Source organism: Pedobacter cryoconitis, assembly GCF_014200605.1.
Taxonomy (GTDB): domain Bacteria; phylum Bacteroidota; class Bacteroidia; order Sphingobacteriales; family Sphingobacteriaceae; genus Pedobacter; species Pedobacter cryoconitis_B.
This window is the reverse complement of sequence record NZ_JACHCE010000006.1, coordinates 190,680-207,287: the sequence shown is the minus strand read 5'-3', so window position 1 is coordinate 207,287 and position 16,608 is coordinate 190,680. Positions and strand designations below refer to the sequence as shown.

Below are 16,608 nucleotides of genomic sequence, written 5' to 3'. Positions count from 1 at the left end.
TCTTGTCAAAGCTGTCTCATAAATTTTATTACTTTTAACTATGTTAATTCAACCGGCAGCTTTCGCCGTTATCGCCTTACTAATTGCAGGTGGTTATTTCAGCTTTTATACTAAAAAATTAACCGGAGCTGCAGCAATTACAGGAGTAATATGCGGAACAATCATTTATACTGGCGCGGGCTATGCCGGACTAGCTTTAATGGCTGCTTTCTTTTTGTCCGGTACATTTGCAACTGTATGGGGAAGAAACATGAAACAGCAACTGGATAAACCAGGTGATTCAGTACAAAGAAAACCAGGGCAGGTTCTTGCTAATGCGGGGGTAGCTACAGTACTTTCTTTATTAGCTATGATTTTTCCTGAGCATAGAATCGTTTTACTGGCTATGGTTGCAGGAAGTTTTGCTTCTGCTACCGCAGACACCTTATCTTCAGAATTAGGTGTGTTATATGGAAAAAGGTTTTATAATTGTTTAAGCTGGAAAAATGAAAATAAGGGTTTGGATGGGTTGATTAGTTTGGAAGGTACACTGATAGGAGTGGCTGGAGCAGGACTGATTTCATTAATCTATATACTGTTTACTGGTAAAGACAGTCATCTGTTTATACTTATTTTTGCAGGTTTTGCAGGTAATTTATCAGATTCTGTGATGGGAGCAAGTCTGGAACGCCGTAATTTTTTGAGTAATGACTGGGTGAATTTTCTCAGTACGCTATTTGCTGCCGGGATAACTCTATTATTAATCAGTGTTTTCTGATAGTTTTAATTTTCTGATCGTCAAATGAAATATTTATATTGGAAAATATTGAAAAAGACCCTTAAAATTAACTAAAATTGTCAGGATAAAACAACAGGTTGGTGCAGGTTGTTAATATCCATTAAGAAAAATGGATAAAAGAAGGGATAGAGACAAAAATGTTACCCTGAGAATTGAAATAATAAATTATGAAACAAATATTGAAGATAGGACTGGATTCTGCAGCCCCTTTTCCCTTACACAGCGATTACAATTCATCTGTTTTTGAAGGATTTGAGGTAGATATGATCCAGGCGGTTGCTGAAGTTTTGAACCTTGAATTACGATATGAGGTTTCATTATGGAAAACTATCCTCGAAAAATTATATAAAGGAGAGCTGGATATGATCTGCTCTGCAGTTACAATGACCACCTCCAGACAAATGATCCTGGAATTCAGTAAGCCTTATCTGCAATTTCAATTATGTGCAGTTGTTAACCGAGGGAATAATCTGACCGATTTAAGCGATTTTAAGGACAAGAAGATTGGTATCCGTACTGCTACCGAGGCAGAAAAATATGTAATGGCGCAATTTCCTGGCAATGTTACTGTTCATACAGATACAAATGATGAACTCTATAAGAAGCTGCTTGCCCATAAAATAGATGTATTGATAGATGATTCGCCGATTGTAGGTGGTTTTCTGGCAAAACATAAAACTTTAGAAATAGGCATGTTTATGCCAGGAACGGAGTCTGAATATGCTATAGCTATGAAAAAGGGTGATCTGGTTCTTAAAAATCAAATCAACGAGACTCTTGCCTTATTGAAGTCTAATGGTGTTTATGATGCGATCTATGAAAAATGGTTTAATAGTATCAGGCTTATCTGATCTGTTTCAGTAATTAATTGTAAATTTGTACCTTATTCTTCTTAGTGAGGTTTGTAAGGTTAAAGTGGATAAGAAAAAACATAAAGACAAAAAGCATTCAAAGTCAAAGTCTAAAAAGAAAAAAGAGTGCTGTGAGAAATACAAAAAAGGCAAACGCTGCGACAACTGTCCTTTGGGTTAACTCATTTTTAGACTTATATAGACTTTGTAGCGTCCAGTATAATCTGATTTAAACGGGCGTTATCCTCCCGGTATGTCTCGTCGAGCCACATATATTTTTTCATTTCTGTATCATATATTGCAACGCCCGGACCATGTTGCGGCCCCAGACTGTTAAAATATTGATAACAATCTTTTATAGATCCTAATTTGCAGTACCAATCCTGATCTAGCTTATAGTTGATATTAATTGCTAAGTATCTCATAATCTAAAATAATAGTTAAGGGCACTATCCTGAAAAAAATTATATCAAAAGGTATGTGCCTTATATAATATACCCTGTTATACCAAACAAAACTGGTTTCTGATTGCTTTTATAATTACATGCTTGAATAAATAAGCGATTGATTATGGAAAAAATAATTCAGGCCCTGTTCAATACAGAATCAGAGGCATTTAAGGCAATGCAAGCCATTCAGCAGCTAGACGCAGCACAAGATGTCTCTTTGGGAGAATCTTATATCCTAAGTAAAGATGCTCTTGGGAATACCGCCATTCGTTCTGCTAAAGATGAAGCAGAAGGATATAGTGCAATAGGCGGAGGGATCATTGGCGGATTAATCGGATTACTTGCCGGACCACTGGGTTTTCTTGTAGGTATTGGAGCGGGGATGGTTGCGGGGTCTGTTGGAGACACTGTCAGGGCAGAAGGAGTATCAGATTATCTGGATAAAGTTTCGGTGAATATTCCTAATGGTAAGTCTTTGCTGATCGCTCATGTTTGGGAGGATTTGGAAATCCCTGTTAATTCTGTATTAGAACCACTAACTGCCGATGTCAGACGGATCAATGTAGATGACGAAGCTTTCGTACCTGCACCTGCAAAATTAGTTGCACTCAGAGAAGATCAGTTATCACGCTGGGTAGATAATCATCATCAGCATAATGCTGACAGAGGTATAATAGATCCTCATTCCAAAGAAAAACATGACCGTCTGGAAAGCCGGATTGCAGATCAGAAATCAAGACTGGAACAATTGCGAAAAGATAGGTAGCTTTGGGGCTATGAACCGAATTGACCGCCTCTCTGCTATACTTATTCAGTTACAATCGCGCAGAACAGTCAGAGCTCAGGATATTGCCGGGCGTTTTGAAATAAGCCTGAGAACGGTATACAGAGATATAAAGTCATTAGAAGAAGCTGGAATACCTATTATTGGGGAAGCAGGTGTCGGTTACTCTCTGACAGATGGCTACAGGCTTCCCCCGGTTATGTTTACCCGTGAAGAAGCTATTGCATTCATTACTGCCGAAAAGCTGGTTGTTGGCCTTACAGATACTACAAATGGAAATTCTTACAGCAGTGCGCTTTATAAAATAAGAGCTGTTTTGAAAACTGCTGATAAAGATCATTTAGAACATCTTGATGATAGAATTGAATTCCTCAAAGCTACTCATTCACCAGAGCTTCGTGCAGATCACAATCCCATGCAGACCATATTAAGTGCTATTGCTGGGAAAAATGTGATGCAGCTAAACTATTTTGCTTATTACAGACAGACACATACCCATAGATTAATTGAGCCGATAGGTGTCTTTTATCTGGACAATTACTGGCATCTGATTGCTTATTGCAGAGAAAGAAAAGCATATAGGGATTTCCGCTTTGACAGGATTACAGAGATCAGTTTACTTGCAGAATTATATGCTGATTGTCATCCCTCATTAAAAAATTATCTGCGGGATATGTTCAAAGATATTAAACTGCAGGAAGTGATTATTAAGGTTGACAAGGAAGCTTATCCTTATATTGGTCAGCAAAAGTATTATTATGGATATATAGGTGAAAATCAGGTTTCTGATGGTGTGGAAATTCAGTTTCTTACAAATTCCCTGGATTGGTTTGCACGCTGGTTCATCACCTTTGCTGACCATGCTGTAGTATTGCAGCCAAAGGAATTACTCATCAGGGTAGAGGATATTTTTAATGGTATTGCAAAAAAAATGGCTAATAAATAAAGCTGCTGACATAGGGTTGTCATAAGCCTGTTGTTTCTTTGGCCTAACATTTAAAAGCAAACATGATGTCAACCACTCAAAACTTATTAAAAGAACTCACAGAAGAATCAGTAGTTACCCGTAAAATGCTACAGCGTATTCCTGCTGATCAGCAAAACTGGCAACCTCATGAAAAAAGCATGTCTGTCAATAAGCTGGCAGGACATATTGCGGAGCTGCCTGGCTGGATAAGTATGATTCTCCAAACTGAGGGATTAAACTTTGCTGATCAGGCCTATACATCACCAGTATGGAATACTGATTCAGAATTACTGGCAATCTTAGAGAAGTCATTGGCTGAAGCAAAAGCAGCTCTTGAGAATGCAAAAGAAGAAGATTTACTGCCAATCTGGACATTAAAACATGGTGATCAGGTTTTAATGTCGAAAACAAAAGGAGAGTTTATCCGTCATTCGATGAGCCAGATTGTCCATCACCGCGCGCAATTAGGGGTTTATCTTCGTTTACTGGACGTGCCTCTTCCTGGCAGCTACGGACCAAGTGCTGATGACCCTAACTTTTAATCCCTATGTGTTTTTGAAAAAAAAACGGCCTTCTTAAATATAGGAAGGCCGTTTTTTTAGATATTTCTTTTAACTTCGCAACATGTCGATAGAAGAATTAGATGCTTATTTCACAGGACTGGCTTTACCTGCACAAATTGAGTTAGAACGTGGTGTCATGGTTATGGACTTACCGCTTTTCGTTGAATCTCATTTAAACTATATAAAGTTAAAAGGTGATTTAAGATCTGCTGAGGTTTTTATACACCGGTTGCATTTATTGAAAGATCAGCTGGAAGCACAGAATAACTAATTTGTCAATATTCCATTAATATTACCCCTGCCAGAGCTATCAATGTCAGTATGATATTAACCTTAAAATGTTTGTACCAGCCCATTCTGGCAAATAACCCACCACAGGCACAAGGGTAACGTTCATAGATCTGAAAAACTGCTCCACCTACATACAATGTGAAAACTCCCATAAGAAATAGGGAGGAATACATGCCTGTTAATCTTGTTTGAGGGATTAACAGGAGTACTATGAGTGCAATTTCTGTTAATGGAAGTACGTAAGTCAGTATTTTTCCAACCCAGCGGGGAAATACCTGGGTCATGAGCGCATGTTGAAACTTATGCATGTCAAAGATTTTAGAGAAAGATGCATAAGCCCATAACAAGATGAGCAATCCGGTAATGATGATAATAAAAGGATGTGGGTTCATAATTTTATACATTAAGTTTTGTAATCCAAATCAATTAATTGCAGAACTGAACGAAATAGTCATTCTAAGGAAAGACGTGTAAAGACGTATTTTTGTCAGCCTGCAATTAAGAGAGTTGTTGACTATCTTGTTTGACATGAGCAAGTTACGGAGGGTTTTTGCCGGAAAAAAGGGACAAATGTCCCAAAACGAATAGATTTTACTTCTAAAAAAAAAGCTGTAACCCTATCAAAAGGGGTACAGCTCGGAAAGGCCGGTAAAATACCAGCTTATAAAATAGTCTAGGAATTAATAGGGAGGACCGGCTAAGCTGAATCTAAAATCTTCTTGTTCTGGATCTGATGCGGTTGAGAGTTTTTCGGGATATGCCGAGGTATGCTGCAATACTTTCTACTGATGCTTTTCTGAAAATTGCAGGACAGTCTCTCATCAAATGGAGGTAATGTTCTTCAGGGGTATATGCAGCAAATTCGAGGATTCTTTTTTCACTCATTTTTTGATAATCCTGCATAATCTTGCGTACATAATCGTTTGATTCCGGAAAACCAAGCAATATTTCCTGTACATCTTCAAAAGAGATAGAAAGCAGGATACTAGGTTCCAGTAGCTCTATGTAAGTTTCTGAGGGAACCTGATTAAAAAAGCTGTTAAGCGGAACCATAATGTCGTTCTCATTCCAGAACCAAAAAGGTACTTTCTTCTCTTCTTTAAAAACAAATCCCATTGCAGAACCTTTTTCAATGAACCAAGCCCGGTTAGGGATTTGACCTGGTTTTAAAATAATCTGGCTTTTGGTATAATACTCCCTTTTAATCATGTCGTTGAGTTTTAATTCTAACTCTAAACGCAAAGAATTCTTTCCAGCTAGCAGTCTGAACAATTCCTTATTTTCCATTTCATATTATAATTTAAAAATGACACGAATTATTAATTAGTCTGTAAATGTGATCTGCATTTTGTATGGATCTGGCATTAACGCAAATCAATTATAAAATAACTCAATATTTTATTCTTATGTAGGGACCAGTAGTTTATAGTGCATATGCGGTGGTATAGGTTAATAATCAACAAAATACGAAAAATATCATTTACTTTAATTATTATAAAAATAAATGTATTAACAATTCTGTGTCAATTAAGAACTTTATATTCTCTTTATACTCAAAACATTGCTTGGAACCTTATTAATCTGATTTTTTTTCAAATTACTGAACAATTTATTCTGTAAAAAATCTTTCATTTATACACATATAGATGATGTGTTAATTGTCACATTGCAAATACCACCCTTGATTTTAATCCTTTTCATCGTCCGGTTATTTTTTGTGTCATTTGTTATTAAGCACGAATGGAAATTTATTAATACTGGTTGCTCAAAGAATTTTTACTTGTTGGCTTTCTGATTATTTGCATTTATTTTAGGTAGTGGTTTATAATCTGTTAGTTATCAATTATTTTTTTCTGTGTTTTGGACTCTACTGAGAAATAACCAATGTCCCGATTGAATTTTATGATTTTTTTGCTAAAAAGCCGATAATGTAAAAACCAGCAAACCTTAATTTTCGTATGCATCTTTTTACTATAGACAATTTTAATATTTAAATATATAATATATGGAAATTAAGTTAGATCAAAGGAGTTTGCCTGCAGATAAACAGTATGTAAGATTCCAGGTGGTTGTTGAAGAACTACATGGTATCTGGCATGAAGGTGTTTATATTGCAGACGAAGACATTTTTAAGGTGGATGATGAGGTCTGGTATGATATCTGGTCTGAAATTGTACGGTGGGAACCGTTAAATTAATTGATCTCATAAATTTGGTTTTTAAATTGTGATTATCTGTGTACCTGCACGCAGTTTGATCTCTTTTCCTTTCCAGCTAAATGTTCCGGAAACCTGGTCGGGCAATAAGATCTCCGCGTGTATCCCGTTCTTTCCAATTCTTTTGAACTGGACTGATACTTTCCCTGATGGAGTAGGCATAGAACCTGATACTTCTGTTAATTCGCCTAAAGCAGGCTTGATGAGTATTTTTCTGAACCCTGATGCTTCGGGCATAATGCCGCAAATTGTTGCTAAAAAATCGTAATCCGGACTTGCACTCCATGCATGACAGTCTGATCTTGTAGGTTCAGGTTTCTCTGCAAAAGTCGTTAATCCGAGTTTAAGCATATCCCGCCAGGGTTTAAGCTCTTTATAGTACAGATCACCCATTTCTGCTTTTTTTAAGGCCTGCGTAAGATAAAAACGGTAAAAGAATGTCACCTGGCCAATAGACTTGTCATCCAAAATCTTTTGCATTAGCGGTTGTGCCTCCTGTAAGGGAACTGCTCCGCTTAGTATTGCCCAGATTCCGGCGTGCTGACTATAGGATTTTTGTTCAGGTGTGTCCGCTACTAGTCCGTTAGATGGGTTATAGCAGTACCAGTAAGTATGATCACTTAGTTCTAAAGCAAGCATCTCTTGTGCATCAGCTTGTTGTGCTAAGTCAAAAGCTCTGAATAGTTCAGCAGACTGGTTGAGGGTATAAGCATATTGTAAAGTAAGAATGGACGAGTTTCCATCATCTGCACCAGGTGCGGTTCCCCAGCCATTGAAATTATCCCAGTCTACAAAATTCCACCAGGTTAGCGGGCCCAGCATCTTTTTCTTTTGATCAACACGTGAACGAAACCATTCATTGATTTCATTGATTGCTGGAAGGAACTGTTTTACAAACGCATCATCCCTACGGTGCATCCAATAATCATGTACCATAGATATCCAGAACAAAGAAAATGTAGGGATGATTTGTAAACGGTTACTTGGATAGCGGCCCTGCGTTAATCCCTCAGGGGTACGGGAGTGATAAAAATCGAGAATAGCTTTTCGCATTAACCGGTCATCACCAGAAGTGTATAAGGAAATTAAAGCTTGTATGCGGCTATCTCCTGTATATTGCAGCTGTTCATAATATGGTGTGTCATAATATAGATCTCCTGCGCAAAGCTGTGCCGTATGCCAGGCTGTTTTCCATATTTCCTGTAATGAATGCTCGTTACTTGAAAAAGTAGCATTCATTTGTAGCGGATAGCCGGTTTTCATCCCGTATATATCATTTAAAATTAATGGGTCATCTGCGGTCATGATGTCCAGCTGGACATAACGATATGCCCTGAACCATAAAGGACGGAATTTTCTATTATTTTCGCCATCTGGTATAAAAACATCATAATTTCCTTTAATCTCTTTATGGTCTATTTCATTTCTGTTTCCTTTATCTCCCTGTTTGTCAAATAAAGCTTCTGAATAGGTAAGTTTGATTTTGGCTCCTTTACCACCCGAAATTATTAATTCAGGGTATGCGGCTGTCATGGTTTTTTGATCCAGTAAAATACTTAACCTTTGATTCGAAGGGACTTTTAATGGCTTTTTACCGGTTAAAAAATCTTGGTTTACTTTGATACCGTTTGTGCGCCGGATAGTTAGAAAACGTAATAAATGCTCTGTAAATAAAGGAATACTCCGGGGTGCCAGAGTCCATCGGTTGTCAGTTCCATAACCAATGGGTTCGGGATGTGTGATTTCTTCTGCGTTACTCCAGGATACGTCATCATAGTCTGTCTTTTCCCAGTCCCAGGCATACTGCCTGCCGTCTACCTGATCTCCTGGACCAACCACCATATAAGCTTTTAATCTTTCACCGTTATCCAGAGAACAGGGGGTATAGGCTGTACTCTTTTTTACTTTCCAGCTGGCATCTGTATTGACCATTTTTTCTGTTGCAGAATTGCCTTGTACCAGAAAAGCGGTTTGATTGGAAACTTGTGCAACAGGTGCAAGGGTGCCCATATTCCATACTAATGCTGCAATTGTATTTTCTCCTTCTGTTAAATAAGGGGCAATATCTATGGTTTCATAAAACCAGTTAAACAGATCTCCGCGGGCCGGACCTGAACAGACTGGTTTACCATTTACAAACAGGCGATAGCGATTATCTGCGGTGACATGAATCAGAAAAGATTTAGGTATGACGGACGCAGGGAGCAGGAAGACTTTACGAAAATGGTATATTCCGTATTCGCGTTGTTGTGCGTCATTAGTAGTGATCCAGAAAGCTGGCCAGGAGCTTTTAAATAATTGAGGGTTAACTTTAGTGGGGACCTGGCCGGCTGCCTGGTTCATTTTGCAAAAGATTATACATATAATAATGACTAATCTGAATTTCATAAGCTCAGTTTATACAAACGGGTGGATATATTTGGTTTTGGTTCAGTAGTGTAAAAAACCAATTCAATACATTTATATAAATGAGAAAATCAGCGCGGCTAATTTACATAAATCTTTATATTTTAGATAGTTAGTTTGAAAAATAGGTGTAAATACGTTAGTCTTTAGTATAGTTTTTTGTTGATAAACCGGATTTAGAAATATTAAAAGCGTTTACCTTAATTCAAATAAAATATGAACAAAAGGTGACTAGCCAGGTTTAAGTTTATCTTTTGGGTCTTCAAAGAATTTAATGCTCGTATTATGCGGATGCAGCGTCGCAATGAATCCCTGAAAGTAGTCATGTGCGAAGATTTTTCCTCCTGAATTTCTTACATAATCATCATCTTCTCCTATTTGCAGATTTTTAAAAGGATGCTTCTCCCAGTATGATTTTCTATAAATAAGACTTGCACCTGTCAACCACGGTCTTTTAGAATTACTGTTTTTAGTCATCCAGTAACTATTAAGTGCTGGTGAAAAAAATTGTACCTGATTTATTCCGCAAATGTCAGCATTCGAATTAATTAAAGCCTGTACCTGGTGAGAGATCCAATCCTGAGCGTACCAGTCATCGTCATCCCAATGGGTAATCAATTCTCCATTTGCTATCTCACATGCAATATTTCTTTTTGTTCCTATTGGGCCCAGTGGTTCAAAATAAAAATAATGAATACGTGGATTGTCAGGAACTAAAGCTTTTATGGATTCTTTTCCGTCGTCAATAATGATTAGTTCAGTATTCATATAATCCTGCTTTAGAAAATTTTCTATTGCAGCAGGGATAAATTCCGGCCGATTGGCAGTAGGCATAATACAGCTTACTAATGGAAGATCAGAACTGGTTGATAAGATAGAATGCTGCCCGCATTTCTCAGGAACTTCTATTTTACGCAACCATTTTTCTAATTGGAGTTTTTCTTTGGGATCTTCATATAGCCTGGTGACTATATTATCCCTATGTATAATACCCAGGTAACCGTCTGTATAAGTATGCTGATATAGCTTAGCTTCTGAGTTGTGGATGAAATTATTGTCTTCTCCTACTTGTAAATTGTTGAACGCGTGATTTTTCCAGAATGATTTCCAATAAGCTAAAGTTGCACCATAGACCCATGATGTTCCTTTTTCTATATCTTTATAATTCCATCTTTTATTTTCTAAGGTAGAGAAGAAGTTCAAGTTGTTCAGGCCAGTGATATCCGCTCCTGATCCGATCAGCGCTGATACCTGTTGACTTATCCAATCCTGTGCATACCAGTCGTCATCGTCCCAGTGCACTATGATTTCTCCTGAGGCCGTTTCGCAGGCGAGGTTTCTTATATTGCCTATACTTCCCAGAGGCTTAAAATAATAATAATGAATCCGGTGATGTCTGGGGATCAATGAGGCTATGGATTCTTCACCATCATCTATGATGATTAGTTCCGAGTTAGGATAATCCTGATGCAGAAAATAATCGATTGCATAAGGAATAAAAATCTGCCTGTTTGCCGTAGGCATAATGCAGGAAACAAGTGGGTAATCCATAATAAAGGGTTTGTTTAAATTTAAGAAGGAATAGGGGAGCTTAGGATGGACAAATGTCCCAAAAGCTCTATCCCCGGTTATATGCGAAAATCAAATTCGTTTTTCAGGTTAAATCGTATTCGTATGGATATAATTAAAAAAATAATTATGAATTCATAGGAGTATATCTCATTTGTATATACTGTTATATTAAAGTGTTATAAATCCTTAATCTTAATGAATTCAAAGAAGTTAAAAAAATTTAAGGCTGAATTTTTAAAAGCAGTTGAAGCCTATTTGGAAGGTACTGCAGATGAGGATCAAATATTATTTCTTGAACAATACTTTGATCTTTTTGAGGAATTGGAAGAAATTTTGGAATATCATAATCTAATGCAAACTAGAAATGTTGGTAATTTAATGCATTCCAGAATTCATCAGGACATTACAAGGTGGGAGGACTTGGAAAAAAAAAGTGAAGTCGTGACTGGTTCCTCGATGAAATATTGGTATATGGCTGCCGCAGCCATTTTTGTGACTTTTACCAGTGTTTATATATATCAGGCAAATCAAAATAAATTTGAGTCTATTAATCAATATAAGGTAGCCTCAATTGTCCCTGGCAGGAGCAAAGCAATCTTGACTTTATCGAATGGTTCAAAAATCATATTAGCTGATTCAAAAAATGGAGAAATAACCAATCAATCCGGAACTATCATTACTAAAAAAGATAGTCAGCTGGTTTATCAAAAATCCGGTTCATCTCCAGCAGATAAGTATGCCTATAATGCTGTAGAAACTCCCAAAGGAGGACAATATCAATTGGTTTTACCCGACGGAACAAAGGTCTGGCTAAACGCTGCCTCTTCATTACGTTACCCTTTAGCGTTTCAGGGTAATGAGCGTAAAGTAGAGTTAACCGGAGAAGCATACTTTGAGGTAGCTAAAGATAAAACCAGACCTTTTAAAGTACATTCAAATAATCAGGTTGTAGAAGTATTAGGTACACATTTCAATATAAATGTATACTCAAATGAGCCTTTCATTAAAACTACTTTGCTGGAGGGAAGTGTGAAAGTTACCAATTCGTCTACAAATGCCCAGACGATTATACGGCCCGGAGAGCAATCAATTATTCAAAAGACAGGTAATTCGGCTATTAAAGTTAAAGATGTTGATATGGATGAAGCTGTTGCCTGGAAAAATGGATATTTCATGTTTAATAGTGAACAGCTCGAAAGTGTTTTAAGAAAGATATCCAGATGGTATGATGTTGATATACAATATCAGAACGAAGAATTAAAACATCAGTTATTTAGTGGCACTCTGTCTAAATACCTGAGTGTTTCACAGGTACTGAAAAAACTGGAGCTGTTACAATCTGTACATTTTAAAACTGAAGGGAGGAAAATTATCGTCACTCCATATTCTTCTAAATAATGCTCTCGCTAATAAGTTCAGGAAATATTTACTTCCTGAACTTAATGATACTAAATCTTTTAATCTATTTATGATTTTAGGCTTTTCCATTTCATTGCCTGGTGAGGCTATTAGAAGTCTATTCTTATTGCCTTTGAAATGATATAATTGAATATAAATTTTTGATTATTAGTTATTTGACAATTATATAGGAGAGAGTCCAATTTTATTATACTGTTATATTGAATACGCATCTCTAAATACACAGATCAATGAAATTGAGTTACGCTGTCACTTACTTTGTGCTTTTCTCAAATCTAAATGTTTTTTGAGCCCGAAGAGCCTTTTATCTATGAAAGATATTTATCATCGGGATTGATACAAGTTGTTCAATCCAAAACTGAAAGGAGGAAGTTATAGCCTATTTATATCTACACAGATAACAAACATGCTTTTAAAAAGCTCATAAACATTGGGACATCCATAGTAGGGACTTTAGAAGGCGCAATCATTTAAATTATCAACAACCTTAACCTTACAAAGAGATCAGATTTGCAAGTATCTCTCTTTGTAGCTAAACCAAGCTAACAAAAATATGAAGTTTTATACTAAAATTCCAGACTACCTTCCTGATAGTCTGCGTAAATTGTTATGGATCATGAAAATGATTGTCTGTTTGTTGATTGCTGGTGTAATGCAGGTAAGTGCTAATGCTTATGGACAGAAAGTTAGTTTTGAGGGAAAAAATATCGCAATCAAAGAAATATTTAAACAAATAAAAAAACAAACGGGTTATGACATATTATGGCAGCCTGGACAATTAAATGCTGAAAAGAAAATTGATGTAGAATTCAATCAAGCTACTCTTAATAAAGTTGTCAAAGTTTGTATTGAAGGTTTAAATCTTGATTTTGATATTGAAGATCGTACTATTGTAATTAGAAGAAGGAAGGAGATTTCTTCTGTCAAAAATATAACATCACCTCAGGACTCGGTAGTTTTCAAAGGTAGAGTAGTAGATGAAAATGGAAAACCTATGCCGGGCGCAACAGTTCGTGTAAAAGGAGGAAAGAAAGTTACAAAAACCAATGATAATGGTGATTTTTCTATTTATAGTTTTAAAAAGGGTATTCTCGAATTTTCTTATATAAGTTATCTTCCGAAGGAAATTAGTCTTGCAGGATTGAATCCTGATCAATCTATCATCGTATCGATGAAACCTGGGCAGAACCTGCTTGGTGAAGTAGGTATAGTGAGTAATGGTTACCAGGATCTGCCTAAAGAACGGGCAACAGGTTCTTTTGAAGTTCTAACTAAAGAACAGTTATCACATAATAATGATCCAAATCTTGTGAAACGTTTGGAAGGAATTGCAACAAGTATTAATTTCAATAATCAGCTGGTTTCCAATCTTTCTACAGATCCGACTTCTAGAGGAATAAATGCACCTTCACGTTTAAATTATTTAACTATAAGGGGAAAAAACACGTTGGTGCCAAGCAATGGTGTGACGCAGGGAAATTCGGGTGGCATTCCTTTAGTTGTAATCGATGGGGTTGCAAGCCCTTATGCTATTGATCAGATTGATCCGAATGATGTAGAAAATATTACTATTTTAAAAGATGCTGCTGCTGCTTCAATATGGGGTTCCAGAGCTGCTAATGGTGTAATTGTGATCAAAACAAAAAGAGGAGGTTATAAAAAACCGTTAACTGTTTCTTTCAATAGTAATGTAAATGTAACTGATAAACTCAATCTCTTTTATAAAAAGAAAATGAGTACTTCTGATTATATTGATGCTCAGGTCTTTTTTTACAATTCAAAATATAATCCAGCTGATCCTTCTTCTTTTATACCTGATCCAAACGTAAATGTTGCTCAACTTAATATTTCACCGGTTGATGAAATATTAAATCAGCAAAAGACGGGGCAAATCACCGCTGCTCAGGCAAAGACACAGTTAGATGCCTTAAGGGGAAATGATGTTAGAAAGGATATTGAGAAATATGTCATAAAAGCTGCTGTAAATCAAAACTATTCATTAAGTGTTGATGGAGGGTCTGATAAAATTGCCTACCGGCTATCTGGTGCTTATAACAATACATTGAATAATACGGTAAATTCAAATCAGGATCGGATTTCCTTGAATTATAACACCTCCTTTCATCTATTAAAAAATTTAGAGATAAGTACTAATTTGACTTACAACAAGACTCGTACTAATGATCAATCACCAAGTAATGTGGTGGGTTTGGCTAATCAATCTTTTTATCCTTATACTCGTTTAGTGGATGATAATGGAAATCCCGTAACCATTCCCTATACTTATCGACCTTCCTTTTTAAATTTACTTTATTCAACTTATGGTAAAAATATTATGGATTTGAGTTATAATCCATTAGCTAATATAAGTCAGGGATACCTCAAGACAAATCAGCAGACAGTAAACCTACAGGCTGCAGCCAACTATAAGCTGAATGATATGTTTTCAGCAAACATTACCTATAATTATAGCCTTGGCTATAATGAGCAGATCCAGATGGATGACAAAGACTCTTATTATACGCGTCTTACGACCGATATGTTTACTAATCCTTTTACAATGATGAGCAGTATTCCTTTAGGAGGTGTTTATCGGCCATTTATAAGTAAAGTTAAGAATCAAACCTTACGGGGATTACTCAATATAAATAAGAATTGGAATGAAAAGAATGTAATTAGTGCAATTATGGGTATTGATGCAAATGACACTTATACAACTTATAGGCAAGATCAATACTTCGGTTATAATACAGTAACAACCAATTTTAACCCGGTTATAGATTATTCATCGGTAAATTATTTATTGTTTTCAGATGACCAGACTGGTTTGAGTTTTTCAAGAATACAAGGCCAGTCTATCCAAAGTTATACAAGGTTACGTACTTATGGTTTGTTTGCGAATGGTTCTTATACCTATGATGGACGGTATACTTTGTCTGGAAGTGTGCGTAAGGATGTAAGTAGTCAGTTTGGGGTAGGAACTAATAAAGGTGGTACCCCATTTTATTCTGTTGGTGGCAGTTGGAATATTGCTAATGAAAGTTTTTATCATATTGGATGGTTGCCTACTTTACGATTTCGGACTACTTTTGGTTATAATGGGAATGTAAACCCGACAATTTCTGCAAGACCACTTATTTCGTATTCAACTAATCCGGATTTTACTACTAACAATTACTATGCTAACACAGTTGATGCTGCTGGTGCAACTAACAGTCTTCTAAGGCCTGAACGGACTGGTATGCTAAATTTTGGTTTAGATTTTGGTTTAAGAAATGGCAGATTATCGGGAAGTTTAGAGTATTTTGACAAAAGGACTTCAGATTTGATATCATTGGGGACTTTAGATCCTTCTACAGGTTTTAATACACAAGCTATTAATACAGCCAATTTACATGGTTGGGGTGAGGATTTGAAATTGAATTCTCAAAATCTGAAATTAGGATTATTTAGCTGGAATAGTAATTTTTTATTTAGTTATAACCGGGTAAAAGTTACCAAGTTATATGTAAATACATCACAAAGCGCAGGTAATATAATCTCTAATCCCAATGGTTATGAAGTAGGAAAAGATCTTTCTCGTTTATATGGATATAGGTGGGCTGGGTTGGATCCTGCAACAGGAGACCCCAGAGGATATTTAAATGGACAGATAGTAACAATTTCATCTAATGCGGCTGGCAATGATGCTTCTGCTGCGATATTTAATGCTCCAAAATCAAATCTCCGATATTTTGGTTCGTCAGTGCCTGTTTATTTTGGGACTTTTGGTAATACCTTTAACTACGGCCGTATGGCATTATCGTTTAACTTTTTATATAAACTGGGCTATTATTTCAGGAGACCTACAAGCGATCTTATTTTATATAGCAATTTAAATACTGTTTCTTTACAAGGTGCAGAATATGCTCAGAGATGGCAAAAACCCGGAGATGAATTGAAAACTAATGTTCCTTCATTTGTTTATCCTGCACCAAGTTATCGGGATAATTTTTACTTTAATTCGGAAGTGAATGTATTGCCTGCTGATCACATCCGCTTGCAGGAAATCAACTTTTCTTATGCCTTTGGTAAAAAGAACTGGTTCATTAAAAATCCAAGAATCTATACTTCTGTAAGTAACTTAGGCGTAGTCTGGCGTGCCAATAAATTGGGGCTCGACCCGGAAGTAAGTGACTTCCCGAATCCAAGAACTTACTCATTTGGTCTGAGTGCTAACTTTTAATCTTTTTGAAAATGAAATTAAATACTGTACCAGTTATGAATATTAAGATTAATATGATATTAATAGTTTCTATTATTCTATTCATAAT

14 protein-coding genes are annotated in these 16,608 nt (G+C 36.3%); 9 read left to right on the top strand and 5 right to left on the bottom strand.

Annotated features, from left to right (window positions below; translation table 11 throughout):
* The first annotated feature begins 40 nt into the window (after positions 1–40).
* Complete coding sequence (locus tag HDE68_RS18475; RefSeq protein ID WP_183883708.1) at positions 41–757, top strand: DUF92 domain-containing protein; 717 nt, start codon at positions 41–43, stop codon at positions 755–757.
* Between the two features lie 188 nt (positions 758–945).
* Entirely contained in the window at positions 946–1,629 is a 684-nt protein-coding gene (locus HDE68_RS18470) for a substrate-binding periplasmic protein (RefSeq protein WP_183883707.1), read from the top strand.
* A 194-nt stretch (positions 1,630–1,823) separates the two neighbouring features.
* On the opposite strand, the gene HDE68_RS18465 is transcribed toward HDE68_RS18470, so the two are convergent.
* Positions 1,824–2,054 (bottom strand): hypothetical protein, encoded by a 231-nt coding sequence (locus HDE68_RS18465; RefSeq protein ID WP_183883706.1) that lies wholly within the window; start codon positions 2,052–2,054, stop codon positions 1,824–1,826.
* Between the two features lie 145 nt (positions 2,055–2,199).
* Between HDE68_RS18465 and HDE68_RS18460 the strand changes: the two genes are divergently transcribed.
* The 4 genes from HDE68_RS18460 (at position 2,200) to HDE68_RS18445 (ending at position 4,663) form a co-directional block, all read left to right on the top strand.
* Positions 2,200–2,844, top strand: coding sequence for a DUF1269 domain-containing protein (locus tag HDE68_RS18460; protein WP_183883705.1), 645 nt, complete (start codon positions 2,200–2,202; stop codon positions 2,842–2,844).
* Positions 2,777–3,808, top strand: a complete 1,032-nt coding sequence (locus HDE68_RS18455) for a helix-turn-helix transcriptional regulator (RefSeq protein ID WP_260171805.1) — start codon at positions 2,777–2,779, stop codon at positions 3,806–3,808. Before HDE68_RS18460 ends, HDE68_RS18455 begins: the two co-directional genes overlap by 68 nt.
* A 62-nt stretch (positions 3,809–3,870) precedes the next feature.
* Positions 3,871–4,371 (top strand): DinB family protein, encoded by a 501-nt coding sequence (locus tag HDE68_RS18450; protein WP_260171804.1) that lies wholly within the window; start codon positions 3,871–3,873, stop codon positions 4,369–4,371.
* A gap of 82 nt (positions 4,372–4,453) precedes the next feature.
* Positions 4,454–4,663, top strand: a complete 210-nt coding sequence (locus HDE68_RS18445; protein ID WP_183883704.1) for a DUF6965 family protein — start codon at positions 4,454–4,456, stop codon at positions 4,661–4,663.
* Between the two features lie 4 nt (positions 4,664–4,667).
* Here HDE68_RS18445 and HDE68_RS18440 read toward each other — a convergent pair whose 3' ends face one another.
* Both HDE68_RS18440 and HDE68_RS18435 read right to left on the bottom strand, forming a co-directional pair.
* Positions 4,668–5,075, bottom strand: a complete 408-nt coding sequence (locus tag HDE68_RS18440; RefSeq protein WP_183883703.1) for a MauE/DoxX family redox-associated membrane protein — start codon at positions 5,073–5,075, stop codon at positions 4,668–4,670.
* 316 nt (positions 5,076–5,391) lie between these two features.
* Complete coding sequence (locus HDE68_RS18435; RefSeq protein ID WP_183883702.1) at positions 5,392–5,970, bottom strand: Crp/Fnr family transcriptional regulator; 579 nt, start codon at positions 5,968–5,970, stop codon at positions 5,392–5,394.
* A gap of 718 nt (positions 5,971–6,688) precedes the next feature.
* Here HDE68_RS18435 and HDE68_RS18430 point away from each other — a divergent pair.
* Positions 6,689–6,880: a hypothetical protein gene (locus tag HDE68_RS18430; protein ID WP_183883701.1), complete on the top strand. Its 192-nt coding sequence runs from the start codon at positions 6,689–6,691 to the stop codon at positions 6,878–6,880.
* Positions 6,881–6,901: 21 nt separating this feature from the next.
* Here the strand turns inward: HDE68_RS18430 and HDE68_RS18425 are convergent, their stop codons facing one another.
* Both HDE68_RS18425 and HDE68_RS18420 read right to left on the bottom strand, forming a co-directional pair.
* Positions 6,902–9,241, bottom strand: coding sequence for a family 78 glycoside hydrolase catalytic domain (locus HDE68_RS18425; RefSeq protein ID WP_221300789.1), 2,340 nt, complete (start codon positions 9,239–9,241; stop codon positions 6,902–6,904).
* 294 nt (positions 9,242–9,535) lie between these two features.
* Complete coding sequence (locus HDE68_RS18420) at positions 9,536–10,855, bottom strand: glycosyltransferase family 2 protein (protein ID WP_183883699.1); 1,320 nt, start codon at positions 10,853–10,855, stop codon at positions 9,536–9,538.
* 216 nt (positions 10,856–11,071) lie between these two features.
* Between HDE68_RS18420 and HDE68_RS18415 the strand changes: the two genes are divergently transcribed.
* Positions 11,072–12,274 carry a FecR family protein gene (locus tag HDE68_RS18415; RefSeq protein ID WP_183883698.1) on the top strand — a complete coding sequence of 401 codons (1,203 nt, stop codon included), beginning with the start codon at positions 11,072–11,074 and terminating at the stop codon, positions 12,272–12,274.
* A gap of 574 nt (positions 12,275–12,848) precedes the next feature.
* A complete protein-coding gene (locus HDE68_RS18410; RefSeq protein WP_183883697.1) occupies positions 12,849–16,520 on the top strand; it encodes a SusC/RagA family TonB-linked outer membrane protein in 3,672 nt (1,223 codons plus the stop codon).
* The last annotated feature ends 88 nt before the right edge of the window (positions 16,521–16,608 follow it).

Coding starts and splice junctions, on each gene's coding strand:
- HDE68_RS18460 (WP_183883705.1), top strand. CDS start 2,200: ATGGAAAAAATAATTCAGGCCCTGTTCAATACAGAATCAGAGGCATTT.
- HDE68_RS18445 (WP_183883704.1), top strand. CDS start 4,454: ATGTCGATAGAAGAATTAGATGCTTATTTCACAGGACTGGCTTTACCT.
- HDE68_RS18440 (WP_183883703.1), bottom strand. CDS start 5,075: ATGAACCCACATCCTTTTATTATCATCATTACCGGATTGCTCATCTTG.
- HDE68_RS18425 (WP_221300789.1), bottom strand. CDS start 9,241: ATGAACCAGGCAGCCGGCCAGGTCCCCACTAAAGTTAACCCTCAATTA.
- HDE68_RS18410 (WP_183883697.1), top strand. CDS start 12,849: ATGAAGTTTTATACTAAAATTCCAGACTACCTTCCTGATAGTCTGCGT.
- HDE68_RS18465 (WP_183883706.1), bottom strand. CDS start 2,054: ATGAGATACTTAGCAATTAATATCAACTATAAGCTAGATCAGGATTGG.
- HDE68_RS18430 (WP_183883701.1), top strand. CDS start 6,689: ATGGAAATTAAGTTAGATCAAAGGAGTTTGCCTGCAGATAAACAGTAT.
- HDE68_RS18455 (WP_260171805.1), top strand. CDS start 2,777: ATGACCGTCTGGAAAGCCGGATTGCAGATCAGAAATCAAGACTGGAAC.
- HDE68_RS18415 (WP_183883698.1), top strand. CDS start 11,072: ATGAATTCAAAGAAGTTAAAAAAATTTAAGGCTGAATTTTTAAAAGCA.
- HDE68_RS18435 (WP_183883702.1), bottom strand. CDS start 5,970: ATGGAAAATAAGGAATTGTTCAGACTGCTAGCTGGAAAGAATTCTTTG.
- HDE68_RS18450 (WP_260171804.1), top strand. CDS start 3,871: ATGATGTCAACCACTCAAAACTTATTAAAAGAACTCACAGAAGAATCA.
- HDE68_RS18470 (WP_183883707.1), top strand. CDS start 946: ATGAAACAAATATTGAAGATAGGACTGGATTCTGCAGCCCCTTTTCCC.
- HDE68_RS18420 (WP_183883699.1), bottom strand. CDS start 10,855: ATGGATTACCCACTTGTTTCCTGCATTATGCCTACGGCAAACAGGCAG.
- HDE68_RS18475 (WP_183883708.1), top strand. CDS start 41: ATGTTAATTCAACCGGCAGCTTTCGCCGTTATCGCCTTACTAATTGCA.